Here is a 26,293-nt window from a genome sequence, read left to right as displayed (position 1 = left end):
CTAGCCTTCGCGCCCGGTCAATTCGCGCAGCAGATTGGTTCCGGTCCGCTGCAGATGCTGCCGCAAGATGTCGGTCGCGCCCGCGGCGTCGCGGGCCAGCGCGGCCTGGTAGATCGCGGCATGCTCGCCGGGCACGTCGCGGTCCGGCGCCTTGCGGGCCAGGAACAGACGACGGTAGCGATCGCTGAGGTCGTGCAGCGTATTGCAGAACCGCAGCAGCACGGGCATCCCGCAGGCCGAAAACAGGGTGATGTGATAGGCGCGATGCGCCTTTTCCCAGGCGATCAGACGGTCCCCCGTGCGGTCGCCGCCTTCCAGGCGCGTCAGCCGATGGTGGGTGGCGACCAGCGCATCTTCCCAGCGGTCATCCCCTTTGCGGATCGATTCGCCCAGTGCCCACACTTCCAGATTCACGCGCAAGGCGGTCACTTCTTCCAGGTCGGCGGCCGACACCGGCGCGACCCGGTAGCCCTTCTTGTCGGTCGGCACCACCAGCCCTTCCGCGCCCAGCCGCGCCAGCGCTTCCCGCAGGGGGCTGAGGCTGACGGCGTATTGCTCGCGCAGGTCGTCCAGGCGCAACTTGGTGTCGGGCAGTAGCACGCCGTCAAGGATCGACGCGCGCAGGGCCTCGGCCAGCGTGGTGCTGAGCGTGGCGGGCGATGTGGGTAAAGAAGCGGTCATGGAATCAGGCGGTACGTATCAGGCATCAGACAGTCGGCGATGCCAAGCGGGCGGCTGACTGTCCCCGCATTCTAGCGTTTCCCCGCAATCCGGCCGAATTATTCGATGAAATCAAAAAGAATCGATTAAACTGATTCCATCGATACAATCGAAAGCGGGAGAACTGACCGACCCGGCGGATCGAACCGGCTGACCGAACTGGCTGATCGAACTGGCTGATCGAACTGGCTGATCGAACTGGCTGATCGAACCGGCTGACTGAACTGGCTGATCGACCCGGCTGACTGAACTGGCTGATCGAACTGGCGGACTGACCCGGCCGAAGCGCCCGGCTCGCCCGCCCGGCCGATCTGCGCCGCCGACAGCCCCCCGCTGACCCACCTACATTTTCCGCGCCGCGCCCCGCGCGCCGCCTTCCGGAGCTTCCCATGGCCGCTGCCCGCCTTGACCCCACCCCCATCATCGATGCCGTCGGTCCTTACGCCGACACCGTCGCCACCCTCGAGGACCGCGCCGCGGGCTATCGGGACATGATCGGCTTCCTGCCCCCGCGCGTGGAAGCGCGCCTGCACCTGACTGGCGCGCTCGACCCCACCATCCTGGACATGCAGGAAAAGGTGCGTGCGCATGCCATCGAAAACTCCGCCTTCGACCCCAAGCAGACCCAGCTGATGCTGTTCGGCATGTTGGTGGTTGAACTGAGCGACGCCGCCTTCATGCATGGCGTGGCCGCGCGCAAGGCCGGCGCGACCTGGGCCGAACTGCAGTCCGTCGTGAATCTGGCCTACGTGTTCCGTGGGGTGTCAGCCGCCAACCGGGGCGCCGAATTCATTGCCAAGATCATCGACCGCGAACGCGCGGCCGCCGCCACGCCTACCCCGAACTGAGCATCGCCATGGCCCTTGAAAACGACATCGTCGACGAACTCGCCCTGCGGCTCGACACCGCCGAATTGAACGCGGCCCCGATCGCCAAGATCACCGACGACTACCCGGAAATGGACTGGCACGACGCCTACGCCGTCCAGGACGCCCTGCGTGCGCGCAAGGAAGCTGCCGGCGTCACCATCGCCGGCCTGAAGATGGGCCTGACGTCGTACGCCAAGATGAAGCAGATGGGTGTCGAAGATCCCGTCTACGGCTTCCTGACGGACTACGGCCGGGTGCAGGAGGGCGGCGACATGTCGTGCGCGCGCCTGATCCACCCCAAGGTCGAAGCCGAAATCGCCTTCGTGCTCAAACAGGACCTGATCGGCCCGGGCGTGCGCATGGAAGACGTGCTGGCCGCGACCGACCACGTATTGCCCGCGGTGGAAATCATCGACTCGCGGTATGAAAACTTCCGCTTCGACCTGAAAAGCGTCGTGGCCGACAACACGTCCGCGGCGCGTTTCGTGGCCGGGACGACAACCCGACCGGTCGAAGGCCTGGACCTGGCGGCCGTCACGGTCGAGATCGTCAAGAACGGCGAAGTCGTGGCGTCGGGCACCGGCGATGCCGTGCTGGGCAATTCCGCCGAAAGCGTCGCCATGCTCGCCAACCTGCTGGGCGTGCGGGGCATTCCGCTCAAGGCCGGCACCTTCATCCTGGCCGGCGCGATCACCGAAGCGATTGCGGTGGCGCCCGGCGACCATATCGAGGCGCGCTACAGCGAGCTGGGCGCGGTCACCATGCGCTTTACCGACTGAGGGCACACGATGAAACCCTGCCAGGGACCTGACCGGGCCACCCGCAAGCCCGCCTACGTGATGCCACGCAACGCGGTGGACACGCATGCCCACGTGTTCGGGCCGGCGGCGCGCTTTCCGTTTTCGCCCGAACGCAGCTACACGCCCGAAGACTGCACGCTGGAACAGTATGTGGAATTGCTGGACACCCTGGGCATCGATCGCGGCGTGATCGTGCATGGCGGCGCGCACGGCACCGATAACGCCGCCACGCTGGATGCGCTGGACCGGCTGGGCGGCCGGATCCGCGCCATTCTTGTCACACCGCCCGGCATGCCGCTGGCGGAACGCCAGGCCTTGCATGACCGCGGCGTACGCGGTTACCGCATGTCGACCGTGGTCTCGGGCGGCGTCGGCTTCGATGCACTGGAAGCCCTGGCCGACGAGGCCAAGCAACTGGGCTGGCATCTGCTGCTGCATTTTCATGCGTCGTCCGAACTGGTGGACGTGGCCGACCGCCTGCGCGCCCTGCCCTGCGATTACGTGCTGGACCACCTGGCTCGCATCCGGGCTGATGAAGGCGTGGATTCGCCGGCCTTCAAGACGGTGCTGGACCTGCTTGCCACCGGCCGCTGCTGGGTCAAGCTGGCCAGCCTGTACCGCCTGTCCAGCGAGCCTTACCCGCACCGCGACATGCTGCCCCTGATCCACGCGGTGATGGCCGCGCGGCCCGACCGGATGATCTGGGGCACCAACTGGCCACATCCGATTCACGTCGGACCGATGCCGAACGATGGCGACATCGTGGACCTGATCCCGCTGTGGGCGCCCGATCCGGCCATGCAGCACCGCATGCTGGTCGCGAACCCGTCGAGGCTGTACGGGTTCGATTTCTAGCGCCGCGACGGGCGGCCCCGTTCGCTGCCCGGCATCACATAACGACAAAAAACATCACCAGGAGACTCCCTTGACCCTTACCCACCGCCTTGGCGCCCTTGCCGCCGGACTGGCGCTTGCCGGCATGCTGAATACCGCCCACGCCGCCTTCCCCGACAAGCCCGTGACGATGGTCGTCCCGTTCCCCGCAGGCGGCACCACCGACCTGATCGCACGCCAGCTGGCTGCGCGGATGGGCACCGAGCTGAAGCAGACCATCGTGGTCGAAAACCGCCCGGGCGCGGGCGGCAACATCGGGGCCCAGGCGGTGTCGCGCGCGCAGCCGGATGGCTACACCCTGCTGCTGTCGACCGCCGGCCCGCTCAGCATCAACCAGCATCTGTACAAGGACCCGGGCTACAACCCCGTGACCGGCTTTACGCCGATCGCGCTGGTGTGCGCGGTGCCGATCATGCTGGTGGCCAATCCGTCGGCCCCCTTCAAGACCGTGACCGAACTGATCGCCTATACCAAGGCCAATCCGGGCAAGGTGTCGTACGGCTCGCAGGGCAACGGCACCACCAGCCACCTGACGATGGAACTGCTCAAGACCAAGGCGGGCGTCAACCTGATGCACATCCCGTATCGCGGCAGCGCGCCAGCCGCGACCGACCTGATGGGCGGCACGATCCTGGTCATGTTCGACAACTCTCCCAGCACGTTGCCTTACGTCAAGTCGGACCGCATGCGCGCGCTGGGCGTGGCGTCGCCCAGGCGGGTCAAGGGGCTGAATGACATTCCGGCCATTGCCGAAACGGTGCCCGGCTTTTCGTCGACGGCATGGTTCGGCCTGGTGGCGCCGCCGGGCTTGCCGGCAGACGTGTCCGCCAAGCTGAATAAAACGCTGAACGACGTGCTGGCGAACCCGGCCTTCCGGGAAGAACTGGCGGCGTCGGGCGGCGAACCGCTGGGCGGCACGGCAGCCGAATTCGCCACGTTCCGCGATGCCGAAACGGCCAAGTGGGGCGAGATCGTCAAGGCGTCGGGCATCAAGCTGGACTGATTGGGGGGGGGGGGCGGGTGCGGCCAGCATCCGGGGGCCCATGCGAGGCGGCTTCCTGGCCGGGTTCGGGCGTCGAAGCGGCCGGCCGGCCGATTCCGCTACGATGGTGGGCTTGCTTCACCCATTGCAGATTGCCTCATGACAGTACCCGACCCTTCCCGCGACGACAGCGATCGTCCCAATTCCCCCCTGGCCCGCGTGGCCATCGGCGCGGCGGCGGTTGCCGTCGTGGCCGGCATGCTGGGCGGCGGCTGGATAGGGTGGCAGACCTGGCGCAGCTCGCCGGGCTACACACAGAACTACGTTGCCGACCGCGGCCAGACCGTCACGATCACCCTCCCCGACGCCGATTCCGACGCCGACAAAACCGTGCTGCAACTGGACACGGCCACCAGTGTGAACGCGCGCCTCTACAGCAACCGGCGCGTCATGCTGGTGGAAGAAGGCCGCGCGTCGTTCGACATCAAGCCCAATCGCGAACAGCCTTTTTACGTCCTGGCCGGCGCCGCGCAGGTCGAAGGCACCGGGGCGGTGTACTCGGTCGGCCAGGCCAAGACCGGCATCGAGGCGGGCCGGACCGTCATTTCGGTCGAAGCGGGCACGGTCAAGGTCACGAGCACGGCGTCGCCGGAAATGATGGCGTCCAGTTCCCAGGACGCCGGCCAGGACTACGCGCCGCGCGAACTGGGCGCCGGCCAGCGGCTGACCGCCGATGACAAAGGCCGGCTGGGAACGATCGTGGAATTGTCCGACAGCGAGATCACGGCATGGCGCCAGGGCCGGATCGTGTTGAAGAACACGCCGCTGGCACGGGCGGTAGCCGAGTTCGAGCGCTACGGGCGCACCGGGCTGGTCGTGCGCCAGCCGGCAGTGGGCGCGCTGACGGTGGACGGCACGTACGGGGTCAGGCAATTCCGGGAATTTGCGGACGCGCTGCCCGGGATGCTGCCGGTACGGCTGCAGCAGCAAGGCGACGTGATCGAGATCGTCGGGCGCTGAGCCGTGGACCTGCATCGACAGGCTCACTTCCCTGTGCTACAACATTTCGCCCCGCGCAGTTGCAGCCGCCGCGTTTTCCCGCGATAATCTAAGGCTTACTTATCGAAACTGGGCACGTTGTTGGAACGTTTGCCGGGTGGGCACTGCACGGATCGCCAGCGATTCGGTCTGCGGCCAACCCAAGTGAATCCTTGCAAGTCATCTTGCAGGCGGTCCGCGGCAACCTCCTTCCGGCTGGCGACCCGCACAACCCAAGGAAAATGCCATGAAAGCAGGCGTTCACCCCGAATACCGCGAAGTCCTGTTCCAGGACCTGCAAACCGGTGCCAAGTTCATTACCCGTTCGACCCTGAACTCGCGTGAGTCGATCGAATTCGAAGGCAAGACCTACCCGCTCTTCAAGTGCGACGTGACCTCCGAATCGCATCCGTTCTACACCGGCGCGCAAACGCGTATCGTTGAAACGGGCCGCGTTGAAAAGTTCCGCGCACGTTTCGCAACCACGTCGGCCGTCAAGCCGGCAGCAGTGGTTGCCGAAACCAAGCCTGCTGCCGAGTAAGGCTGCAGGACGGCGACGAAACAGCGGCCCCGTGCTGCGTTTCCATGAAAAAGGCAGCCTCGCGGCTGCCTTTTTTGCTCCGCCCGGCCCTTGAATCGCTGTACCCCGCTGTACCCCCGCTATATCCGTACCCTGCTGTCGTTCTGCCCCCAACCGGCGGGTTTCCCCGCCACCCGTCATCGCGCACCTGAGCAAGACCGCGCGCGTTGACCGGACAATCGGCGTGCGTCGCACGTCGACATGCTTTATCGGTCAGGTTTTATGTCCACTTCCCCAGCGCGCTACGCCGATCCTCACCAGCCCAATCCCGCCCGGCTCACCGCCACGGCGACGACCAAGCTGCCGCGTTGGGGCTTGCTGGGTCTGTGCCTGATCTACATCCTGGCCGGCCTGATCACCCGCGAGCCCTGGAAGTCCGAAGACGTCATCGGCTACGCGCAAATGTGGTCCGCCGTGAATGGCGACTGGCGCCAGTGGCTCACCCCGGAAGTGGCCGGCATTGCCGTCACCCAGGAAGGGCCGTTGCCCACCTGGCTGGGCGCGCTGTCCATGATGCTGCTGCAGCCGCTGGCAGGCGCGATCGTCGCCAGCCGCATTCCCAATCTGATCTGGTTCGGCATCACCTCGTCCAGCCTCTGGTATGGCGCCTACCTGCTCGCTCGCCGGGCCGAAGCGCAGCCGCTGGCCCTGCCCTTTGGCGGCCAGCCCGGCGCGCGGGATTACGGCCGCATGCTGGCCGATGCGTCGCTGTTGCTGCTGGTGGGGACGCTGGGCGTGCTGTGGCGCAGCCATGAAACGTCGGCCGAACCGGCGGCGCTGGCTTTTGGCGCTTTCGCCTTCTATTCGCTGACCCGCATGCTGGACCACCCCCGATGGGGCGCGGTCACGCTGGGCATCGCGCTGGGCGGCGCCTTCCTGTCGCGCGGTTTTCCGGCGCTAGCGCCGCTGGTGATTGGCGTGCTGCTGGCCGGCTGGCGCTGCGCGGCCCTGCGGCCAGCGGTCAAGTGGATGGCCCTGCTCAGCCTGCCGATCGCCCTGGCGATTTCCCTGGCGTGGTGGATCCCGGCATCCGAACTCAATCCCTACTGGATGCGCGGCTGGTGGAGCTGGAACGCCAGCGTGCTGGGCGTCCTGACCGGCCCCGGCGCCAGCGCGGCGTTCCGCAATCTGTTGTGGTTCCTGTGGCCGACGTGGCCCCTGGTACTGCTGACGATCTGGCGCTGGCGCGGTTTTGTGGGCGCGCCGCATATCCAGATCCCGTTGGCAATGCTGATCGGCGCCGCGCTGATGCTGCTGGTCACGCGCACGCCGCTGGACGCCGAATTCCTGGCCTTTGTGATTCCAAGCGCCGTATTGGCGGCCCTGGCCCTGCCCACCCTGCGGCGCGGCCTGATCAACGCGCTGGACTGGTTCGCGGTGATGGTGTTTTCGTTCGCGCTGGCGGTGATCTGGCTAGGCTGGATCGCCATCATGACCGGCGTGCCGCCCAAGATCGCCCGCAACATCGCGCGCCAGACCCCCGGGTACGAAGCGGAACTGTCGCTGCTTGCCCTGGCGATCGCCGTCGTGAGCACCCTGGCGTGGATCGCCCTGGTGGTGTGGCGCCTGCGCGAGCGGCCCACCGGCCTGTGGCGCGGCACGGTGCTAGCCGCGGGCGGCGTGGTGGTGAACTGGCTGCTGCTAATGACGCTGTGGCTGCCGTCGATCAACTACAGCAAGAGCTACCGCGAAGTGTCGGGCAGCCTGGCCGCGGCCCTGGCCGAAGTGCCAACCAACAAGGCAGGCGCGGGCGCATCGCGTCCAGCTGCCACGCGCGGCACCGCCGTACGCGGCGGCGAATGTGTGCGCAGCGCGGGCCTGGGCTTGCCGCAGCGCGCGTCTTTTGCGGTGTTCGACGGCCTGGTGTTCGAACGGTCGGCGGACTGCCCCCTGGTGCTGCTGCAGGGCAACGCCAGCACCTTGTGGCACGCCGTGGGCCAGGGCGATTACGCCGGCGCCCAAGTGATCTGGGAAGGCGGCCGCGCGTCCGACTCACGACGGAGCGCCAACGAACGTGAGTACTTCATGTTGTTGAGAACGGCGCCGGGCACCGGCGGACGCAAATGAACGCCTCGACCACGCCGCCATCCGGGTCCGGCGCGCACGGCCGCACCCCGTTCGGCGAAGCCCCTGCCGGCGCACCGGCCGACGCCGCTGCCGCATCGGCGGCCGCCCCTGCGCCATCCCCGACCGCCCCCAAGGCACCCGGCGTGACCGGCCCGGCCACCTTCCGCCGCACCGCCCGCCTGATACTGCAACAAGGCTGGCCGGTGCTGGTCGGCCAGTGGGCCGGCATGGCGTTCGGCGTGCTGGACACAGCCATGACGGGGCACGCCTCGCCCACCGCCCTGGCCGCCATGGCGCTGGCCGTCTCCATCTACATCACTGTATTCGTCGGCCTGATGGGCGTGCTGCACGCGCTGATCCCCATCATCGCGCAGCATTTCGGCGCTGGCCGCCTCGACCGGATCGGCCACACCTGGGGCCAGGGCGTGTGGCTGGCGCTGGGGCTGTCCGCGCTGGGCGCCACGGCCATGATGTTCCCCGACGTCTGGCTGTCCATGTCGGGCGACGTGTCGCCCGAAGTCCGGGACCAGGTCAGCGGCTACCTGATGATGCTGGCCATCGCGCTGCCGGCGGGCCTGGTATTCCGGACCGTCTACGCCCTGAACACGGCTGTGTCGCGCCCGAAGGTCGTGATGATGATCAACCTGCTGGGCGTGGGCCTGAAATTCATCTTCAACTGGATCTTCATTTACGGCAACCTGGGCGCGCCGGACATGGGCGCGGTCGGCGCGGGCCTGTCGACGGCCCTGGTGTACTGGATCAGCCTGGGCATCAGCGCCGTGATCCTGGTGCGCGACCCGTTCTATCGCCGCTTTTCCATGCGTATTGGCCGCCCCGACTGGAAGGCGCTAGGTGAACTGCTGCACCTGGGCGTGCCGATGGGCGCGTCCTACCTGATCGAAGTCACGTCGTTTACGTTCATGGCGCTGCTGGTGGCGCGCGAAGGTGTGTTCGCGACCGGCGGGCACCAGATCATGTCCAACCTGGCCGCAGTCTGCTTCATGATGCCGATGGCGCTGGGCGTGGCCACGGGCGCCCTGACCGCGCAGGCGATCGGCGCCGGTGACTACCCGCGCGCGCGGCGCATCGGCGCGACCGGCCTGCGGCTCGCCATGACCGGCGCGGTGTTGACGGTATTGGTGATGCTGGTTGGCCGGCAGGCGATTGTCGGCGCTTATACCAACGACCCGAAGGTGGCCATGGTGGCGTTGGGGCTGCTGAACCTGTTGACGCTGTTCCACCTGGCCGACGCGCTGCAATGCATGACCGCCTACCTGCTGCGCGCCTACAAGGTCGCCGTGATCCCGATGTGCATCCAGGCGGGCGCGCTGTGGGGCATCGGCCTGACCGGCGGCTGGTATCTGGCGTTCGGTCCGGGCGCCGGATCGCTGGCAGGCATTGTCGACCGCTTCATGCCGGGCGCCACGCCCGGTGCCGGCAGCATGTGGCTGATGGCGGCGTTCAGCATGCTGATTTCGGGTTCGCTGTTGCAGGTCTGGTACCAGCGCATCGTGCGCAAGCTGGCGGTGCAGACGGCGGCGTAGCCGTCCTTCCCTACCCCGCCCGCAGCCCCAGCCACAGTCCGATCGGCACGAACACCACGGCCATCGCATTGCCGATCATGACCATGGACGCCACCTTGTCCGGCTCGGCGTTGTACTGCTCCGCGAACAGATAGTTGATCACCGCCGGCGGCAGCGCAGCGTACAGGAACAGCAAGGTGCGCTGCACGCTGTCCAGCGGCAGCAGCCACATCAGCGGAAACGCCAGCGCGATGCCGACCACCGGCCGCAGCACCGCGCTGGCCATGCCGATCCGCCAGCCGCGCATCGACATGTGCGTCAGCCGCACGCCCAGCGAAAACAGCAGCATCGGAATCGTCGCGTCGCCGAGCATCTTGAGGCCCGTCATCACCCAGGGCGACACCGGGATGCACAGGAACGCAAACACCAGCCCCAGCGCGGTGGCGATCATCAACGGCGACAGTAACAGCACCCGCACGGACGCTTCCCGGCTCAGGATCTTGACCCCCAGCGAGAAGTGCAGCGTATTGGTGACAATGAAGAAGGCCACGGCGGGCGCCATGCCCGTCGGCCCGAGCGCCAGCAAGGCCAGCGGCAGCCCCATGTTCCCGGAATTGATGAACATCATGGGCGGCAGCAACGCGCGCGGCTTGACGCCCATGACCCGCGCAAACGGCCACGACAGCAGCCCCGAGCCGGCCACCATTCCCACCGCGGCAAGCATGAGCGGCCATTGCCCGCGAATGTCGAAGTCCTTGGCCGCCAGCGCCGAAAACACCAGCGCCGGTGTCAGCACTTCCAGGCAGATCCGGTTGAAGGTCGCCATGTCCGGATGCCGCGCGCGTCCGTACCACCATCCCGCCAGCACGATCAGGAACACCGGCGTGATGATGCCGGCGATCCGCAGAAAAAGATCCACCCGGCGTCAGGCCTTCAGGAAGTGCTCGCGGTAGTACTTCAGCTCGTCGATCGACTCGTAGATGTCGGCCAAGGCTTCGTGCTTGCTCTTTTTCTGGAACCCCTTGTAGATCTCGGGCTTCCAGCGGCGGCACAGCTCTTTCAGGGTGCTGACGTCCAGGTTGCGATAGTGGAAAAAGGCCTCGAAGCGCGGCATGTAGCTGAACATGAAGCGGCGGTCCTGGCTGATCGTGTTGCCGCACAGCGGCGACTTGCCCGGCGGCACGTACTGCGACAGGAAATCGAGCAGCTGCGTTTCGGCATCGGCTTCGGTCACGGTCGACGCCTTGACGCGTTCGATCAGGCCGCTGCGGCCGTGCGTGCCCTTGTTCCAGGCGTCCATCGCATCGAGCAGTTCGTCGGATTGATGGATGGCCAGCACCGGACCTTCGGCCACGACCTCGAGCTGCGCGTCGGTCACGACCACGGCCACCTCGATGATGCGTTCTTTTGCCGGGTCCAGGCCGGTCATTTCCATGTCCAGCCAGACCAGGTGGTTTTCGTTCAAGGCCATATAATCGGTACTCCGGGCGATAGGTTATCCGCGATTTTCTCACACGCCGCCGCCAACGCCTGCAGCAAATGCGCGATGCCCCTGGCTTTTCGCGCCCTGTGCCCCGACATACAGTCTGTCCGCGCCCCTGCCTGGCCGTGCGTGCCCAACTTTTGATCGAGCAAAGCCTGTGTTCACCCTGCTGTTCGTCTTCCTGCTCCTGCTGGGCGTTGCGCTGAGGCTGTGGCTGTCCACGCGGCAGACCCGTCATGTGGTGCGCCACCGCGGCGACGTGCCCGCCGAATTTGCCGGCCGCATCGGTCTGCACAGCCACACCCGCGCCGCCGACTACACGGTGGCGCGCGTGCGGTTCGACATGTTCGCGATCGTGTTCGATGCCGTGCTGCTGCTCGCGCTGACCCTGCTGGGCGGCCTGCAGGCGCTCGACGTGCTGGCTTCACGCCTGGTCGATGGCGACTTTGCCCGCCAATTGGTGCTGATCGCGCTGGTGACTGGGGTGCTGGGCGTGCTGGGCCTGCCGTTCACGCTGTGGCGTCAGTTCCGCATCGAAGCGCGCTTCGGGTTCAATCGCATGACGTGGCGGCTGTTCGTGGCCGATGCCGTCAAGGGGCTGGTGCTGTCGGTGGTGCTGGGCCTGCCGCTCGTGGCCGCCATCCTGTGGTTGATGGACAGCGCCGGGCCGCTCTGGTGGTTGTGGGCCTGGGGCGTGTGGATGGTGTTCAACGTCACCCTGTTGCTGTTGTTCCCGACCGTGATCGCGCCCCTGTTCAACTCGTTCACGCCGCTGGCCGACGAGACTCTGGTAGACCGGATCGACCGGCTGGCCACGCGTTGCGGCTTCTCGCTCAATGGCCTGTTCGTCATGGACGGGTCCAAGCGGTCGGCGCACGGCAACGCCTATTTCACGGGCTTTGGCAAAGGCAAACGCATCGTGTTCTTCGACACCCTGCTCGCGCGCCTGCTGCCCCAGGAAATCGAAGCCGTGCTGGCGCACGAACTGGGCCACTTCACGCATCGGCACATCCTCAAGCGGCTGATCTTCAGTTTTGCGCTGACCCTGGCCGGCTTTGCGCTGCTGGGCTGGCTCTCGGGCAAGGTCTGGTTCTATACCGGCCTGGGCGTCGAGCCTTCCCTGACCGGCAGCAACAGCGCGCTGGCGCTGATCCTGTTCTTTCTGGTAGCGCCGGTATTCAGCTTTCCGTTCACGCCGCTGGGCAGCTGGTATTCGCGCAAGCACGAATTCGAAGCCGACCGCTACGCCACCGAACACGCCAACGCCGACGATCTGGTGTCGGCGCTGGTCAAGCTGTATGACGACAACGCCGCGACCCTGACGCCGGATCCGGTGCACTCGGCGTTCTACGACAGCCACCCGCCCGCCAGCGTGCGGATCCGGCGGCTGATCGATCAAGGGGCGACCTCGCCTTCGGCGCATGGCGCCATCCCCACCCCGGAGTCCGCATGACAGGTTTGCCTTTGACCGCACTTTCCGTAGCGCGCGCACGCTGCGCCACGAGCCCCGTCCGGTGAGCCGACCCAAAGCCGCCGCCCCGGCCAAGCCTACCGACGCCACCATTGTCCGCGGCCGCGTGGTCGAAGCCTTCGGCCGGCATTACACGGTGGAATTCCCGGACGGGTCCCGCCGGCAGTGCTACCCGCGCGGCAAGCGCGGCGCGGCCGCCGTGGGCGACGTGGTCGACATTGCCATCGAAGGCAAGGCCGAAGGCGCGATCAACACGATCGTGCCGCGCCGCAATCTGCTGTACCGGTCCGACGACTTCCGCACCAAGCAATTCGCCGCCAACGTCGATCAATTGCTGATCGTGGTGGCCACCGAACCCGACTTTGCGGACGACCTGGTCGGCCGCGCCCTGGTCGGCGCGTGGAGCGCCAACATTTCGCCCTGCGTGATCCTGAACAAGGTCGACAAGGTGACCCGGCTGCCGGCCGCCCGCCAGCGGCTCGCCCGCATTGCTGCCCTGGGCGTGCCGGTGATCGAATTGAGCGCGCACGATATCGACGCCACCCGGGCCACCCTGGCGCCGCGGCTGGCCGGCGTCACCACGCTGTTGCTGGGGCAAAGCGGCATGGGCAAATCCACGCTGCTCAATGCCCTGATTCCCGAAGCCGCCGCGCCAACGCAGGAACATTCGATCGCCCTGGGCGCCGGCCGGCACACCACGACCAGCACACGGCTCTACCACCTGCCCGATGCCCTGGCTCCTGGCGGCGACCTGATCGATTCCCCGGGCTTCCAGGCCTTTGGACTGCAGCACCTGACGCCCGAAGACATCGTCAACGGGTTTCCGGAATTCAAGCCATTTACCGAGCAGTGCCGCTTCTATAACTGCACGCACCGGCACGAACCGGGCTGCGGCGTGCTGGACGCGCTGAAGCGCGGCGAGATCAGCGAATACCGCCACGCGCTGTACATGCGTGTGCTGGCGGAAAACGAAAGCGCTGTCCGGTATTGATTGATCGACGGGCCTGGCGGTTATAACCTTCGACCAAATCGATCGTTCGCTGCACGGCCCGCTTCGCGTAGCCTGTCGCCCTTCACTACTGGCCACCCTGGCGCGCGGACCCGATCGATGACACGACCTTCTCCCTCTACCCTGATCAACGCCCTGCGCGAGTACCCGGATCTGCGCAAGGCGCTGCGGGTGACGGCAGACGGCACGGTCGTGGGCCGTTTCTACGAATTCGATCTGGCCAGCGGCTTTCAGCGGATCGTGCGCCTGGGCGCGCCAATCGCCGCCGACCCGCATGCCGCACCCACCGTTGTCGCCTACGACGCCTATGCCCGTTCCAGCGGACAAGCCGGCGACACCATCAGCCCATGGGGATTGTTTTCGCGCGCAGCCGAAGACGCCACGGTGGTCTGGCTGGACCGCCTGTGCCGTGTGGTGCATACCGTCAATTATGTGTCGCAGGGGGGCAGTAATGTCCCGCTGCACCTACGCGTGCACGGACGCCTGCTGGCGGCGATCGCTCAGGACCACGGCCATACCTTCCGTGACATGCTGGACGCGATGGGCGTGCCGCTGGGGGTAGCACGGGGGGTGTCGCGGGGGAAGTCACCGGAGAATTCCGCCGCTGACACGCACGGCATCGTCCTGCAGCTTCCGGAGACGGCAACCTACGATGCCGATCTGGCCGCACAGCTGATCGGCAGCTACCGCCGCTACGGTTTCGGGATCGCGCTACAGGCGTCGGGCGCAGCCCTTGCCATGGCGCGTATCAAGGCTTTCGGTCCTGACGTGATGAAGGTCGACGTGCGCACGTTGAACCAGCCCGAACAGCAAGTGCCCGAACTGCTTCGTGCCGCAGAGCACGGTGCGACCCAGCTTGTCTTTACCCGCATCGACAATCCACGGATCGCGCAGACCCTGGCAGCCCTTGGCGCAGCCTTCGGCCAGGGCTACTTCTTTGATCTGCCGGCCGCCATGCTGGCGGACGCGGCTGTCAGAGCCTGATCCTTGGGGCACGACCCGCCAAGCGGGTAGCCCCTCGTACTGCCTTAGTTCAGTTCCAGCAGGTCCGACATGTCGTCGGCGTGCTCTTCTTCCACGGCCAGGATCTGTTCCAGCATACGGCGGGTGGTCGGGTCATCTGCGCCGATGTAGTCGACCATGGCCTTGTAGCTGTCGATGGCGATACGTTCGGCCACCAGATCTTCACGAATCATGTCCTGCAGCGACTTGCCTGGAACATATTGCGCATGGCTGCGATCCAGCAGCGTGGCAGGGTTGAAGTCGGGCTCGCCGCCCAGCTGGACGATACGCTCGGCGATCGAATCAGCGTGTTCCTGCTCCTGGCCAGCGTGCTCGGCAAATTCAGCGGCAACGGCTTCCGAATGGATACCCTTGGCCATGAAATAGTGGCGCTTGTAGCGCAGCACACAGACCAGCTCGGTCGCGAGTGCTTCGTTCAGCATCTTGATGATTTCTTCGCGGTTGCCGGCATAGGCCTGCGTCACTGCGCCGGACTCGAGGTTCTGACGTGCCTTTGCACGGACCGCTTCGAGGTCGAACTGAAACTTGTCCTGCGAGCCGTTCTGTTGGGTCGCGTCGTTCTTGACTGGCATATCCATGAGGTGCTCCAAGGGATGAGGAATTGACCCGATCAAGGATAGTCCTGCGTCTCAAGGAGCGATGTAACGAACTCTTCCGACTCGCCCGGCCCGTCTTGCAAATCACACGCATTCAGGCGGGGGACCATGCAAGGCCTTACACGGTGGGGGATGTCCCTGCCGTCTGGTCGCCGCGTTCCCTTGCTGGCAAGTTATCGCCGCCAGTTACGGATGGATACCCTGCTCTACCGTGTCGCGGACCTGGCTCGGTAAAAACTACGAAGGCGGCACTGGGCCGCCTGCGATTACATATGGAGACCTGCTGCGCACTCCGTTGCGTAACGGGCCGAAACGATCAAGGCTGACTCTCATTTACCCGCCGACGAGCGGGATGTTCATGCATGCGTGCCGGATTATTCGAGCTTTCGCGAGGCAGTCATTCACGTCGCCCAGCCTGCCAGCGAGAGCAGCAAGAGCAGGAACATCCACAACACCACCGACCGCCAGAGCAATCCCACTGCGGCATGCAGTGCCGGCGGATCGGGCAGGCGGCGCTCCGCATCGTCGGGAGGCTCATTCGCGGCGCCGGCGTCGCTGGCCGCAGCGGCGGACGCCATTTCCGGCGTGACGCCCTCCAGCGGCGGCACCGTGCCTGGGGGGACACTACCTGGGGGGACACTGCCTGGGGGGACACCGACTGGGGGGACATCGCCTGGTGCCACCTCGGCCGAAGGGAACGAGCCCGGGGGCAGCGAACCCGGCGCCGACGCGCCAAAGGGTGCCGTTAGAACCCTCGCAGCCGCTGCGGCTGTCGCCGCCGTCGCCGTCAGCAGCAGCGGCTTGGGTGGCAAAGGCGTCAGCCGCACGCCAAGCGCGCCTGCCGCGCTTTCCACCACGATGCCGCGCTGCGGATCGGGCCACAGGGCCGCGCGCTGACGCCAGCCATACAGCGCCTCTTCAAAGTTGCCCACGATGGCAAAGCCGATCGCAGTCATGCGCGCGGGAATCCAGTCGAGCACGGCAAAGGCGCGGCGCGCGATGTTGCCAAAGGCGTCGGGCCGAGCAGCCCATTCATGCCGGGCCATCCCTGCCAGGCGGTACAACGCGGCGCCTGCCGGCCCGGGCAGCACCGCGTACCAGAACAGCACGCCATAGACATTGCGGTGCGAGGCCACCACGCCTTCTTCGATCGCCGTGCGGCAGATCTCGGGCAGCGTCAGCGTATCGCTGGTCCAGGTTTCGTCGGTGCTGCGCATCCAGTCATGCAGGTGCCGCCGGGCCAGCGGCAGGTCGCCCCGCGCCAGCGCCAGCTGCAGCTCGGTAAAGTAATGGCTGAACTGCCGGAAGCCCAGCGTGAACCACAGCACCAGCACGTGGAACAACAGCGAGAAGATCGGGTGGATGGCCCACATCAGCGAGCCCAGGGCCAACACGAATAGCGTCGGCACTACGACCGCCAGCGCCCACGCAAACGCGGCGTAACTGGCGCTGCCGGCATCCAGGGCGTGGCCGGCCCAGCGGATCAGACTTCGAGCGGCCTCGTGCACGGCGTTGTGACGCGGCAAGGGGCGGATCTGCTCGGCGAGAAAGGCGAGTAAAAGGGCAAAGAAGCTCATAGGCGGATTCTAGCGGGCATCGGGTCGATCGGGGAGATGGCCTGCGCGCACATCACGCCAGCCACGTTGCGCACAGAGATCAGGCGTCGAGGAAACGATAGAGATTGTGCAGCATGCCCGCCGTCGCGCCCCACACAAAGTACTTCCCATAGGGCATGGAAAAGTACGTATGGCTGCCGTTGTGCGGCAAGGCCACGCGGTGCACCCGGTGATTGGCCGGGTCCATCAGGAAAGTCAGCGGCACCTCGAACACCTCGGCCACCTCGAACGGGTTGGGCACCGGGTCGAAATCCGGTTGCACCAGTCCCACCAGCGGCACGATGTTGTAGCCGGTGCTGGTCACGTAATCGGGCAACTGGCCGATCACCTCCACCTTCTCGGGCGGCAAGCCAGTTTCTTCCTGCGCCTCGCGCAGCGCGGCCGCGATCACCGACGCATCCGTCTTTTCGACCCGGCCCCCCGGAAAGCTCACCTGCCCCGCATGGTCGTGCAGATGCGCCGTGCGCTGGGTCAGCATGACCTGCAAACCCGATGCACGCATTACCAAGGGCACCAGCACCGACGCCAGCCTGAGGCCGGTCTCCGGCCCCGGAAAACGGGTAGACCACGTCTCGGCAGACTCGGGCGTCCACGCAGGCGGCCGCGCGAAACGGGCGCGCAAGGCCCTCGCCGTCAGACGATCGGGCGGCACGGCATGCAAACCGGTGGGGTTCGCCTCCCAAGGCTGGGAAGCAGGATCGAAGCCGGGGCCCAACGGCTTGCGCCGGGCCGGCAAGGTCACCGTGCGATCAGCAGCCGGCGCCGTGCCGGCATCACCGCCTGGCGGCGGGAACAGGGAGGAGTCGGAAGCGTCGGAACGGGACATGTCAGAAGGATACGGCAGTCTTATCGCAAAACGACTGCAACACGGCGCCGCAAGTAAGCAGATATGACAGGATTGGTGAGACTAGCAGATTCAACGGAGGCCCAAAATCAGGGCACAGCGGATCTGGCTCCGCCAGTCCGCCAGTGCCGCCCCTGGGGGAGGCGCAGAGCGCCAAGGGGGGGCCAAAATCCAGGGCACCGCGGATCTGGCTCCGCCAGTCCGCCAGTGCCGCCTCTGGGGGAGGCGCGAAGCGCCAAGGAGGGGACAAAAAAACGGCCTCCGAAACCGGAGGCCGTTTTTATCACCACTGCGTCCAAGGAGGACGTTGCGCTTACTGCGCCGACGCCTTGGCTGCTGCAGCTGCAGCAGCTTGCGCCGCCGAGCTGTTGCGAACCAGCTTTTCCTTGATCCGTGCCGACTTGCCCGAGCGGAAGCGCAGGTAGTACAGCTTGGCACGACGCACATCGCCACGACGCTTGACTTCGATCGAGGCAATGGTAGGTGCGTACAACTGGAACGTACGCTCGACACCTTCGCCAGACGAAATCTTGCGAACGATGAACGACGAATTCAGGCCACGGTTACGACGGGCGATAACCACGCCTTCGTATGCCTGAACGCGCTTGCGCGTACCTTCAACCACATTGACGTTGACCACAACCGTATCGCCAGGAGCGAATGCGGGGATGGTCTTGTTTTCCATCAAGCGGGCGACTTCTTCTTGTTCCAGGATCTGGATCAGATTCATCTTTACTACTCCGTCAACCATCATTCAAAGCGGCCAAGTGTTATGGCGATGCCACCGCTTCCAGAGGATGGGGTTAAACCCCGCCAGGCCCATGCCCGGCAGATCTGCGTCCGGCTGCTGTCCACCGTAGCGGACACCAGCCATCTTATTTCCCGCCCCGCCGTACCAGGCTGGACAGAAATTTTTCATCGTCGCGGCTCAACCAGCCCCGCTCGCGCGCCGCCACGATCAGATCGGGCCGCTTGCGCGCCGTGGCTTCCAGCGACTGGCGCCGTCGCCAGACGACGATATTGGCGTGGTGACCCGACATCAGCACGTCGGGTACCGGCACACCATCGAACACTTCCGGCCGGGTGTAATGCGGACAATCCAGCAGGCCGGACAGGTGTTCGTTGAACGAATCCTGTACTGCCGATTCGCCGTCGTTCAGCACACCCGGCAACAAGCGCACGGTGGCATCCACGACCGCCAATGCGGCGATTTCCCCGCCCGACAACACGAAGTCGCCCAGCGAGATTTCTTCGGTCACCCACCGGTCGATGAATCGCTGGTCGATGCCTTCGTACCGCCCGCACACCAGGATTGCGCCTGGACTGTCGGCCAGTGCCTGGGCACGGGCCTGATCGAAACGCCGGCCTTGCGGCGACATCAGGATCACGGGTGCTGCGGAAGCGCGATCCGCCTGGATCGCCGCCACCGCCTTTTCGAGCGGGTCGACCCGCATCACCATGCCCGGACCGCCACCGTAAGGGCGATCGTCGACAGTGCGATGCACGTCGGTCGTGAAATCACGGGGATTCCACGTCGTGAGGCGCCACCGGTCCTGCGTGTGCGCCCTTCCTGTCACGCCCTGCTCGGTCACCGCGGAAAACATCGGGCCGAACAGCGTGACGACATCAAACCGCAAACCGGCAGACGATGGCTGCGCGACGTCTGGCGTTCCGCTGGCGGCGACACCGGCATTCACGTCGCGGGTCACACCCTCGTTCACGTCAGAAATCTGCCGGCCAGTCGCTGTCGATCACGCGGCCGGACAGATCGACGTTGCGGATGAACGCATCGACGAACGGCACCAGGATTTCCTGGACCTTGCCTTTCGCATCGAGCAGCGGTTGCGTGGCGTCATCGGGCGACACCCGCTCGACCCGGAGGATCGAATGCGCGCCGTTATCGGTCACGTCCACCACATTGCCCAGCACGATCTTGGGCGCTTCGCCGGTTTTCGGGTCGTCTTCGCCCAGACCGAGCAACTGACAGCCGATCAGATCGACCCAGTAGAACTCGCCCTCGGCAGGCGCCGGAAACTGGCTGCGCGGCACCAGGACCGACCAGCCGCGCCAGGCTTGCGCCTGATCGCGATCATTCACACCTGCCCACGTTGCCGACACGGTTGCACCATGCCGCTTCGCGTTCAGTACCGAAACTTTCAGAACCTGCGCTCCAGCCACCGGCTGAGCGCCCTTCGGCGTCTTGCGCAGCCACCACACCTTTGCAGCAAGCAGGGTGTCGGGTTGCGACGAGTACGGTTGGACCTTCAGCCCACCTCGCACCCCCAGCGCTTCCACAATATGGCCGACCTCGATCAGGTCGGTGGGTGCGGTGGCGTCTGGCGTCGGTGCGCCGGCGTCGCGATCATCGGACATGGCGAACCTTGAGCGGGGAATGGATCACAGATCAAACACAGACCCGGGCCGGTGACGCGGCGCAGCGGAGACACACGCTGTCGGCGACGATCAACCGGCCCGGATAATCAACCAGCTGAAGCAATCAGCCGGTCAATGGCGTTCACACACAGAGTCAAGCTCAGGCTGCCGGAGCAACCTTCTCGCCGTAACCCTTGACCAGACGAGCAACGACTGGCGACAGCTGGGCGCCGTTCTGCTTCCAGTATTCGACGCGGTCCAGTGCGATACGCAGGCTTTCTTCGCCTTCCGAAGCGACCGGGTTGTAGAAACCCACGCGTTCGATGAAACGGCCGTCACGGCGGTTGCGCGAATCCGTAGCGACCAGATTGTAAAATGGGCGCTTCTTGGAACCGCCGCGCGACATACGAATCACCACCATGGTAGGTAATCCTAAAAAAGAGGGTTGACTTGCAAACAGCCAAAAAGTATAGCGTGCTCTGACCCCACCTGCAAGCCGCCATCAGGTAAAGTCCTTGTAAATCAAGGTGTTCATCGATGGATTCCCACCACATTTCGACCGGAATTACCCCAAATTCGACGGCAGCGGGCAACGCAGGAGCCACCGTTACACATGCCGACGCGCGCGCTGCCGCAGCACCGGGCAACCCGGGTGCCGCCACTGCACCGGACAGCCCGGGCGCCGCCACTGCACCGGGCAACCCGGGCGCCAATCCTGTACCTGCCAACCCGGGCGACGCTTCCGTGCAGCCGGCCCGCCACTTTCGCCACAAGGCCGTGGCAGGCCTGTTGGCGGCCGTGCTCGGCTGCACTGGCGCCCAGCTGTGGTACCTGGGCCTGCCGCGTGCCTGGCTGGTCCTGGCGTTCTCGCTCCTGACCGTGGGCACGGCGCTGCGGGCCGATCCCTGGTATTTCTCGCCCGCGTTCTTCCTGTTCCTGATTCCGGTCGTGGGCGGCTTTATCCACGCCCTGGTGCTGTGCCTGACGCCCGACGAAAAATTCGACGCGCGCTATAACGCCGGACACCCACGCCGCAGCCGCACCGGCTGGCTCCCGGTGCTGGTTGCCATCGCCACCCTGGCCGTTGGCAGCAGCATCCTGGTGACCGGCCTGGCGCTGTTCTTCCAGGCGGTGTTCGAAGGCCGCTGGTTCTAGGGGCGCGGGTTCCAAAGCGCTGGTTCCAGGGCCGCTGGTTCCAGGGGCGCTGGTCCCAGGGGCGCTGGTACCGGGGGCGTCAAGCCAAGGACGCCGGCGCACCAAGCCCGAAGCGCCGGGTGCGCAATCGCATCAGGCAAGGTTGGCATCGCGCGGAGTTCAATGCACGGACGCCCGTTCGGCGAAGCGCTTTCGCCCAGTGCGCACCATGGGGCGCCACCCACCGCCCTCCTGCTTCAGGCGAACAGAGACAATTGCGGGGCCGGACTTGCCACGCCTGCCTGCCCTGCCCCACTCGTTGCACCCGATGGACGTGACGCACCTGACGCGCGCGCCCCACGCCCACTGGCTGGCCGGGCAGGTGCAACGAACGCCGTCCGGTCCAGTTCCACCCGTTCGCGCACCATGCCAGCCTTGCGCAACCCGGCGGCGAAACGCTGGGCATACAGTTCCGCCCAGATCCCCTCACCCCGCATGCGGGTGCCAAAGCGCGGGTCATTCTGCTTGCCGCCGCGCAGATCTTCGATCCGGTGCAGCACCCGGGCCGCCCGATCAGGAAAGTGCGCGTCCAGCCAGTCGCTGAAGATGGTTTTGACCTCCCACGGCAGCCGCAGCATCGTATAGAACGCCGTGCGCGCGCCGGCATCCTGTGCGGCGGCCAGCACGTGTTCCATCTGGTCGTCGGTAATGAAGGGAATCACGGGCGCCAGCGACACGCCAACCGGTACGCCTACCGAGCTCAAGGTTCGAACGGCTTCAATCCGCCGGTGCGGCGCAGCCGCGCGCGGTTCCAGCTTGCGGGCCACGTCCGGGTCCAGCGTGGGCACGGAGACGTACACCGCCACCAAGTTGCGTTCAGCCAGCTTAGCCAACAGGTCGACGTCCCGCGTCAACAGGGCGCCCTTGGTCACGATCGTTACGGGGTGCCGCGTTTCCAGCAGCAGTTCGAGCAGGCCGCGCGTCAGCTTCCACTGCTTTTCGATCGGCTGGTAGGCGTCAGTGGCCGCGCCAATATTGATGGGCTCCACCTGATAACCCGGCCGTGACAGTTCGCGCCGCAGCGCGTCGACCGCGTTTTCCTTGGCAATGAGCCGGGTCTCGAAATCCAGTCCCGGCGACCAGCCAAGGTAGGCGTGCGTGGGCCGCGCAAAGCAGTAGACGCAGCCGTGTTCACATCCCCGGTAAGGATTGATGGCGCGGTCGAAAGGTATGTCGGGCGATTCGTTGCGCGACAGGATCTGCCGGGCACGTTCTACCGTGACGGTGGTGCGCAGCGGCGGCAATGCCTCGTCGCACGGCGGGTCGGCGGGCGGAGCGGCCTCTACCTGAGCATTCCTGGCGTAACCCTTCCTGGCGTAAGCATTCCCGGCCTGACCATTGCCGACTTGAGCGTTCCCAGCCTGGGCGTTCCCAACCTGGGCCTTCCCGGCCTCAGCATTCCCAGCCTCAGCGTGCCCAGTCTCAGCGTTCCTGGACTCAGCGTTCCCGGCCCGAGCATTCCCGGCCCGGGCTTCCCCTGCCCCGTCGGCCCGCCCCGTGTTTTCACCATCCGGCCCGGCCCACCCGCCGTTCCAGCCGTCGTCGGCCGCCTGCCGGGCGTCGTTTTCGAAGCGGTGGGCGACGTTCCTGACCGCGCCCCGCCCCTTGAAAGGAAGCGGCCGCAGCGGCTGCCAGGCAGGTTCCGCCTCGACATCGGGCGGAAAGGGGTCGGAAGAAGAAAGGTGCGCGTGGTCCATGGAATAACTGTATATCCATACAGTATCCGTGGCAAGTCAGCATTGGGCGAAAACATCCAGCTTCCACAACTGAGCCTCCGCACCAAGGCCTGCCCTCAGCGCCTTTCCTCAGCCCTTTCCTCGGCGCCTTTACTCAGAGCCTTTCCTCAGCGCCTTTCCTCAGCCCCCGCCTCTTACACCACCTTGCCCGGATTCAGCAGCCCCTGCGGATCCAGGAAATCCTTCAATTGCCGCATCAGCGCCAATTCTTCTTCGGTCCGCGACACGCCCAGCCAGGCCCGCTTGTCCAGGCCGATCCCGTGTTCGGCCGACACGGCGCCGCGGAACGCGGCCAGCGGGCCGTACACGATCTCGTCGATACGGTGCTTGGTCTCGTCCGACCCGTCGCCCACCGAAAACGACACATGCAGATTGCCGTCGCCCATGTGGCCGAAGATCCAGCAGCGGCCTTGCGGCCAGTTGGCCTTGGCGGCGGCCGACACGCCGTCGGCGTAGGCCCGCATTTCGGACACGGGCAAGGACACGTCGTAGTTGAAGGACTTCCCGAACTTGAACATTTCTTCGACGCTGTCGCGCATGCGCCAGAGCGCATCGCGCTGGTCCAGCGACTGGGCCACCGTGGCATCCACGATCAGCTCGTCGGCCATGGCCTCTTCCAGCGCCTGCATGAACCGCACGCTGTCGGCTTCCTGGTCGGCGCCCAGCGATTCAAGCAGCACGTAGAACGGATAGCGTTCGGCAAAGGGCGAACGGCCCTGCGCCGGCGGGGTGGACACCAGGTCGAAATAGGCCTGCCACATCAATTCGAAGGCGGCCAGTTGCCCGCCCAGCTTGCGGTCCATGTGCTTGAGCAAGCGCACCACGGCGTCGAAATCGGTGGCCGCGACCAGCGCCGTGCACTGGCTGGCGGGCATTTCGTGCAGACGGATCACCGCACGCGTCACGACGCCCAGCGTGCCTTCGCTGCCTATGAACAACTGCTTCAGGTCGTAGCCCGAATTGTTCTTCATCATGGTGTTCATGGACGAGATCACGCGGCCGTCAGCCAGCACGGCTTCCAGGCCCAGCACCGACGCGCGCGTCATGCCAAACCGGATCACCCGGTTGCCGCCGGCGTTGGTGGCAATGCCGCCGCCAATGGTGGCCGTGCCGCGCGCGCCGTAGTCCACTCCGTAGTACAGGTCCACGGCGGCGGCGGCTTCCTGGATCTGCTGCAGCGTCACGCCGGCTTCGACCGTCATGGTGCGGCCGGCCACGTCAATGCCTTCGATCCGCGTCATGCGTTCCATGGACAGGATCAGCTCGTCAGGCGACGCATCGGCGCCGCGCACGAGTCCGGTCAGGCCACCGTGCGTCACGACCGGCTGGCCCATGGCCGCACATCGCTTCATGACTTCGGCGACGTCGGCGGTGGTCCGGGGGCGCACCAGCGCGTAGGCGGACAGCGAATCGGGCCGAAAGGCGCCTGCGCTGCGGCCTGTCACCGCGTCTCCGGTCAGCACGGCCTCGTCGCCCAACAGGGCGCGCAGGTCTTGTATCAACTGTTCTTTCATGGCAAATCCGTCAGGCAAAAAGGAAAGCGCCGCCAGGGGACGGCGCTGGGCAGTGCCCGCGTGGGCGCGGCGCCGTCAGCGCGGCGCGCGCAGCCAGGCAAGGCAGGCATCCCCAAGCAGGGTGCCGGGCGTGGTCAGGTCGATGATGACATCGAAATGATTGCGCGCAGGAATCTCGAAGCGGTCGGTCAGTGCGCCCGCGGCCGCCAGCACGTCAGCATACGCCTGGCTTTGGCGCTTGAATTCGCCGGTTTCGATCTCGCCCCAGCACACGACCGATGGCGGCGCGCCCAGGGCGGACATACGCAGGGGGCTGATCGCCGTCACGTCGGCCGACGTGAGCGACAGCGCGTCGTTGATCGACGTGCCGATCAACGGCAACAGATCGTAGACGCCCGACACCAGCACCGACGCCGCAGGCAGGCCTGCAGGCAGATCGGCGTCATCGGCCCAGGACCGCAGGCCGGCCATGGCCGCCAGATGCGCGCCCGCCGAACTGCCCGACACGACAATGCGGGACGGGTCATAGCCGAATTCGTCGGCGTGCGCGTGCAGCCAGCGCAGGGCCGTGCGGCATTCCAGGGCCATGTCGTGCACGGTGGCATGGGGCGCCAGCGTGTAGTCCACCGCGGCAAACGCCGCGCCTTCCGCCAGCGCACCCGGCGCGGCGAACAGGGACTGGTCTTTCGACAGTTCCTGCCAGTAGCCGCCATGGATGAACACCAGCAAGGCCGGACGGGGCGTGCCCGCCACGGCCACCGCGCCGTCATCGGGCGCGGGCAGGAACAGGTCCAGCTTCTGGCGCGGTTCGACGCCATAGGACAGATCGCGCCGCACCGCATGCCGGTCGAGCGCGTGGGCGCTCAGGTCGGCGTACGCCTGCAGGAAAGGTGCGTAATTGCCGCCGATGCACGAACTGGGTGAGTACTCGCGTTCGCGATCGGCGTCCGTGAACTGAACAGTCATCCGGCCAATCACATCGGCTTGTAGCCGGCGTTCTTGACCATGGTGGTCCACGCACGGTTGGTCTTGGCGACGCGGTCACCCAGTTCGGCCGGCGTGCTGCTCTGGGCCGAGATGCCCAGCGCGCTCAGCTTTTCGATGAAGTCGGGCGACTTCACGATCTTGCTGATGGCGGCGCTATAGGTCTGGACCAGGTCGGTCGGGGTGCCCGCCGGCGCGAACATGGCGGTGAAGATGACTTCTTCATAGCCCGTCACGCCCTGCTCGGCGTAGGTCGGTACGTCCGGCAGCAAGGCCAGGCGCTGCGTGCCGTTCACGGCGGCGATGTGCACCTTGCCGGCCTTGGCAAATTGCAGCATGGCGCCAACCGAGCCGATACCGGCGGCGATCTGGCCGGCAACCAGGTCTTGCGCGACCGGGCCGTCGCCGCGATACGGCACCGACTTCAGGTCGGTACCCAGCGCATTGGAAATGACGCCAACCGCAAAGTCGGGCGCGCTGGCCGGCGCCGGCACACCCACGTTGCCCTTGCCCGGATTGGCCTTGGCCCAGTTCGCGAAGTCACGCAGACCGGCGGTGGGCGCACCCACCACGGCGGGGTTGATGGCGAAGACATCGGGGTTGACGGCAACCAGGCCGACGGGCGTGAAATCCTTGATCTCGAAGCCGGGATTGATCAGGGTCAGCGGGATCATCGACACGGTGTGGCTGTTCGACAGGAACAGCGTGAGGCCGTCGGGCCGCGAGCCCTTCAGCGCCTGCGCCGCGATCTGGCCACCTGCGCCGGCCCGGTTTTCGACGACGACGGTGCGATTCAATTCATGCTGCAGGCCGACGGCCAGATGACGCGCGATCACGTCGGTGCTGCCCCCTGGAGGAAAGCCGACGAGGATCCGGATGGGCGCCGACTGCGCAAAGGCGGCGGACGCCGCTGTCAGCAGCGCCAGCGCCGCGGCGCCACAGGTCAATGTCTTGACAGCATTCTTCAACTTCATGGT

26 protein-coding genes are annotated in these 26,293 nt (G+C 66.1%); 12 read left to right on the top strand and 14 right to left on the bottom strand.

Features of this window, described 5'->3' with window-relative positions; genetic code table 11:
* Positions 1-681 carry a GntR family transcriptional regulator gene (locus HD883_RS25290; RefSeq protein ID WP_179590478.1) on the bottom strand — a complete coding sequence of 227 codons (681 nt, stop codon included), beginning with the start codon at positions 679-681 and terminating at the stop codon, positions 1-3.
* 428 nt (positions 682-1,109) lie between these two features.
* Here HD883_RS25290 and HD883_RS25285 point away from each other — a divergent pair, with 428 nt between their 5' ends.
* The 8 genes from HD883_RS25285 (at position 1,110) to HD883_RS25250 (ending at position 9,494) form a co-directional block, all read left to right on the top strand.
* Entirely contained in the window at positions 1,110-1,568 is a 459-nt protein-coding gene (locus HD883_RS25285; RefSeq protein ID WP_179590480.1) for a carboxymuconolactone decarboxylase family protein, read from the top strand.
* A gap of 8 nt (positions 1,569-1,576) precedes the next feature.
* Positions 1,577-2,368 (top strand): 2-oxo-3-hexenedioate decarboxylase, encoded by a 792-nt coding sequence (dmpH, locus tag HD883_RS25280; RefSeq protein WP_179590482.1) that lies wholly within the window; start codon positions 1,577-1,579, stop codon positions 2,366-2,368.
* A gap of 9 nt (positions 2,369-2,377) precedes the next feature.
* Complete coding sequence (locus HD883_RS25275; protein ID WP_179590484.1) at positions 2,378-3,244, top strand: amidohydrolase family protein; 867 nt, start codon at positions 2,378-2,380, stop codon at positions 3,242-3,244.
* A 70-nt stretch (positions 3,245-3,314) separates the two neighbouring features.
* Positions 3,315-4,286: a Bug family tripartite tricarboxylate transporter substrate binding protein gene (locus HD883_RS25270; RefSeq protein ID WP_179590486.1), complete on the top strand. Its 972-nt coding sequence runs from the start codon at positions 3,315-3,317 to the stop codon at positions 4,284-4,286.
* Positions 4,287-4,424: 138 nt separating this feature from the next.
* Complete coding sequence (locus HD883_RS25265) at positions 4,425-5,285, top strand: FecR family protein (RefSeq protein WP_179590488.1); 861 nt, start codon at positions 4,425-4,427, stop codon at positions 5,283-5,285.
* Between the two features lie 265 nt (positions 5,286-5,550).
* Positions 5,551-5,844, top strand: coding sequence for a type B 50S ribosomal protein L31 (locus HD883_RS25260; protein WP_179590490.1), 294 nt, complete (start codon positions 5,551-5,553; stop codon positions 5,842-5,844).
* 261 nt (positions 5,845-6,105) lie between these two features.
* A complete protein-coding gene (locus HD883_RS25255) occupies positions 6,106-7,950 on the top strand; it encodes an ArnT family glycosyltransferase (RefSeq protein ID WP_179590492.1) in 1,845 nt (614 codons plus the stop codon).
* Complete coding sequence (locus HD883_RS25250; protein ID WP_179590494.1) at positions 7,947-9,494, top strand: MATE family efflux transporter; 1,548 nt, start codon at positions 7,947-7,949, stop codon at positions 9,492-9,494. Before HD883_RS25255 ends, HD883_RS25250 begins: the two co-directional genes overlap by 4 nt.
* Before the next feature lie 10 nt (positions 9,495-9,504).
* Here the strand turns inward: HD883_RS25250 and HD883_RS25245 are convergent, their stop codons facing one another.
* Positions 9,505-10,392, bottom strand: a complete 888-nt coding sequence (locus tag HD883_RS25245) for an AEC family transporter (protein WP_373563479.1) — start codon at positions 10,390-10,392, stop codon at positions 9,505-9,507.
* Positions 10,393-10,398: 6 nt separating this feature from the next.
* Positions 10,399-10,944, bottom strand: coding sequence for an oligoribonuclease (gene orn, locus HD883_RS25240; RefSeq protein WP_179590497.1), 546 nt, complete (start codon positions 10,942-10,944; stop codon positions 10,399-10,401).
* Between the two features lie 169 nt (positions 10,945-11,113).
* Here orn and HD883_RS25235 point away from each other — a divergent pair, with 169 nt between their 5' ends.
* The 3 genes from HD883_RS25235 (at position 11,114) to HD883_RS25225 (ending at position 14,420) form a co-directional block, all read left to right on the top strand.
* The gene (locus HD883_RS25235) at positions 11,114-12,409 is read left to right on the top strand and encodes a M48 family metallopeptidase (RefSeq protein WP_179590499.1); all 1,296 of its coding nucleotides are present in this window, start codon (positions 11,114-11,116) and stop codon (positions 12,407-12,409) included.
* A 61-nt stretch (positions 12,410-12,470) separates the two neighbouring features.
* Positions 12,471-13,418, top strand: coding sequence for a ribosome small subunit-dependent GTPase A (gene rsgA / locus HD883_RS25230; protein WP_373563478.1), 948 nt, complete (start codon positions 12,471-12,473; stop codon positions 13,416-13,418).
* A gap of 117 nt (positions 13,419-13,535) precedes the next feature.
* Complete coding sequence (locus HD883_RS25225; RefSeq protein WP_179590503.1) at positions 13,536-14,420, top strand: EAL domain-containing protein; 885 nt, start codon at positions 13,536-13,538, stop codon at positions 14,418-14,420.
* A 44-nt stretch (positions 14,421-14,464) separates the two neighbouring features.
* On the opposite strand, the gene HD883_RS25220 is transcribed toward HD883_RS25225, so the two are convergent.
* The 7 genes from HD883_RS25220 to rpsP all read right to left on the bottom strand — a co-directional run bounded on the left by HD883_RS25220 (position 14,465) and on the right by rpsP (position 20,309).
* Positions 14,465-15,031 carry a ferritin-like domain-containing protein gene (locus tag HD883_RS25220; RefSeq protein ID WP_179590806.1) on the bottom strand — a complete coding sequence of 189 codons (567 nt, stop codon included), beginning with the start codon at positions 15,029-15,031 and terminating at the stop codon, positions 14,465-14,467.
* A 425-nt stretch (positions 15,032-15,456) separates the two neighbouring features.
* Positions 15,457-16,632, bottom strand: coding sequence for a CobD/CbiB family protein (locus HD883_RS25215; protein ID WP_179590505.1), 1,176 nt, complete (start codon positions 16,630-16,632; stop codon positions 15,457-15,459).
* 79 nt (positions 16,633-16,711) lie between these two features.
* The gene (locus HD883_RS25210) at positions 16,712-17,386 is read right to left on the bottom strand and encodes a CoA pyrophosphatase (RefSeq protein WP_373563489.1); all 675 of its coding nucleotides are present in this window, start codon (positions 17,384-17,386) and stop codon (positions 16,712-16,714) included.
* 442 nt (positions 17,387-17,828) lie between these two features.
* Entirely contained in the window at positions 17,829-18,245 is a 417-nt protein-coding gene (rplS, locus tag HD883_RS25205; RefSeq protein WP_179590509.1) for a 50S ribosomal protein L19, read from the bottom strand.
* Positions 18,246-18,390: 145 nt separating this feature from the next.
* Positions 18,391-19,152 carry a tRNA (guanosine(37)-N1)-methyltransferase TrmD gene (gene trmD, locus HD883_RS25200; RefSeq protein WP_179590809.1) on the bottom strand — a complete coding sequence of 254 codons (762 nt, stop codon included), beginning with the start codon at positions 19,150-19,152 and terminating at the stop codon, positions 18,391-18,393.
* An 85-nt stretch (positions 19,153-19,237) separates the two neighbouring features.
* Positions 19,238-19,888, bottom strand: a complete 651-nt coding sequence (rimM, locus tag HD883_RS25195; protein WP_179590511.1) for a ribosome maturation factor RimM — start codon at positions 19,886-19,888, stop codon at positions 19,238-19,240.
* Positions 19,889-20,048: 160 nt separating this feature from the next.
* Positions 20,049-20,309, bottom strand: a complete 261-nt coding sequence (rpsP, locus tag HD883_RS25190; RefSeq protein WP_179590513.1) for a 30S ribosomal protein S16 — start codon at positions 20,307-20,309, stop codon at positions 20,049-20,051.
* 116 nt (positions 20,310-20,425) lie between these two features.
* Between rpsP and HD883_RS25185 the strand changes: the two genes are divergently transcribed.
* Positions 20,426-21,043, top strand: a complete 618-nt coding sequence (locus HD883_RS25185) for a hypothetical protein (RefSeq protein ID WP_218863666.1) — start codon at positions 20,426-20,428, stop codon at positions 21,041-21,043.
* Positions 21,044-21,279: 236 nt separating this feature from the next.
* On the opposite strand, the gene HD883_RS25180 is transcribed toward HD883_RS25185, so the two are convergent.
* The 4 genes from HD883_RS25180 to HD883_RS25165 all read right to left on the bottom strand — a co-directional run bounded on the left by HD883_RS25180 (position 21,280) and on the right by HD883_RS25165 (position 26,290).
* Entirely contained in the window at positions 21,280-22,707 is a 1,428-nt protein-coding gene (locus HD883_RS25180; RefSeq protein ID WP_373563488.1) for a PA0069 family radical SAM protein, read from the bottom strand.
* A gap of 245 nt (positions 22,708-22,952) precedes the next feature.
* Positions 22,953-24,332 carry an FAD-binding oxidoreductase gene (locus tag HD883_RS25175; RefSeq protein WP_179590517.1) on the bottom strand — a complete coding sequence of 460 codons (1,380 nt, stop codon included), beginning with the start codon at positions 24,330-24,332 and terminating at the stop codon, positions 22,953-22,955.
* Between the two features lie 75 nt (positions 24,333-24,407).
* A complete protein-coding gene (locus HD883_RS25170) occupies positions 24,408-25,298 on the bottom strand; it encodes an alpha/beta hydrolase (RefSeq protein WP_179590519.1) in 891 nt (296 codons plus the stop codon).
* Positions 25,299-25,306: 8 nt separating this feature from the next.
* Entirely contained in the window at positions 25,307-26,290 is a 984-nt protein-coding gene (locus HD883_RS25165) for a tripartite tricarboxylate transporter substrate-binding protein (RefSeq protein ID WP_179590521.1), read from the bottom strand.
* Positions 26,291-26,293: the final 3 nt, after the last annotated feature.

The organism is Pigmentiphaga litoralis (genome assembly GCF_013408655.1).
Taxonomy (GTDB): Bacteria; Pseudomonadota; Gammaproteobacteria; order Burkholderiales; family Burkholderiaceae_B; genus Pigmentiphaga; species Pigmentiphaga litoralis_A.
Note: the sequence above shows the minus strand (reverse complement) of the source record. Positions and strands in the feature narration are given on the sequence as shown.

Excerpts from the sequence above, each read along its gene's own strand:
- HD883_RS25165 (WP_179590521.1), bottom strand. The coding sequence starts at position 26,290 with ATGAAGTTGAAGAATGCTGTCAAGACATTGACCTGTGGCGCCGCGGCG.
- HD883_RS25185 (WP_218863666.1), top strand. The coding sequence starts at position 20,426 with ATGGATTCCCACCACATTTCGACCGGAATTACCCCAAATTCGACGGCA.
- rplS (WP_179590509.1), bottom strand. The coding sequence starts at position 18,245 with ATGAATCTGATCCAGATCCTGGAACAAGAAGAAGTCGCCCGCTTGATG.
- rpsP (WP_179590513.1), bottom strand. The coding sequence starts at position 20,309 with ATGGTGGTGATTCGTATGTCGCGCGGCGGTTCCAAGAAGCGCCCATTT.
- HD883_RS25220 (WP_179590806.1), bottom strand. The coding sequence starts at position 15,031 with ATGCCAGTCAAGAACGACGCGACCCAACAGAACGGCTCGCAGGACAAG.
- HD883_RS25275 (WP_179590484.1), top strand. The coding sequence starts at position 2,378 with ATGAAACCCTGCCAGGGACCTGACCGGGCCACCCGCAAGCCCGCCTAC.
- HD883_RS25225 (WP_179590503.1), top strand. The coding sequence starts at position 13,536 with ATGACACGACCTTCTCCCTCTACCCTGATCAACGCCCTGCGCGAGTAC.
- HD883_RS25170 (WP_179590519.1), bottom strand. The coding sequence starts at position 25,298 with ATGACTGTTCAGTTCACGGACGCCGATCGCGAACGCGAGTACTCACCC.
- HD883_RS25250 (WP_179590494.1), top strand. The coding sequence starts at position 7,947 with ATGAACGCCTCGACCACGCCGCCATCCGGGTCCGGCGCGCACGGCCGC.
- HD883_RS25215 (WP_179590505.1), bottom strand. The coding sequence starts at position 16,632 with ATGAGCTTCTTTGCCCTTTTACTCGCCTTTCTCGCCGAGCAGATCCGC.
- HD883_RS25290 (WP_179590478.1), bottom strand. The coding sequence starts at position 681 with ATGACCGCTTCTTTACCCACATCGCCCGCCACGCTCAGCACCACGCTG.
- HD883_RS25265 (WP_179590488.1), top strand. The coding sequence starts at position 4,425 with ATGACAGTACCCGACCCTTCCCGCGACGACAGCGATCGTCCCAATTCC.
- HD883_RS25255 (WP_179590492.1), top strand. The coding sequence starts at position 6,106 with ATGTCCACTTCCCCAGCGCGCTACGCCGATCCTCACCAGCCCAATCCC.
- HD883_RS25285 (WP_179590480.1), top strand. The coding sequence starts at position 1,110 with ATGGCCGCTGCCCGCCTTGACCCCACCCCCATCATCGATGCCGTCGGT.
- HD883_RS25175 (WP_179590517.1), bottom strand. The coding sequence starts at position 24,332 with ATGAAAGAACAGTTGATACAAGACCTGCGCGCCCTGTTGGGCGACGAG.
- dmpH (WP_179590482.1), top strand. The coding sequence starts at position 1,577 with ATGGCCCTTGAAAACGACATCGTCGACGAACTCGCCCTGCGGCTCGAC.
- orn (WP_179590497.1), bottom strand. The coding sequence starts at position 10,944 with ATGGCCTTGAACGAAAACCACCTGGTCTGGCTGGACATGGAAATGACC.
- rimM (WP_179590511.1), bottom strand. The coding sequence starts at position 19,888 with ATGTCCGATGATCGCGACGCCGGCGCACCGACGCCAGACGCCACCGCA.
- HD883_RS25260 (WP_179590490.1), top strand. The coding sequence starts at position 5,551 with ATGAAAGCAGGCGTTCACCCCGAATACCGCGAAGTCCTGTTCCAGGAC.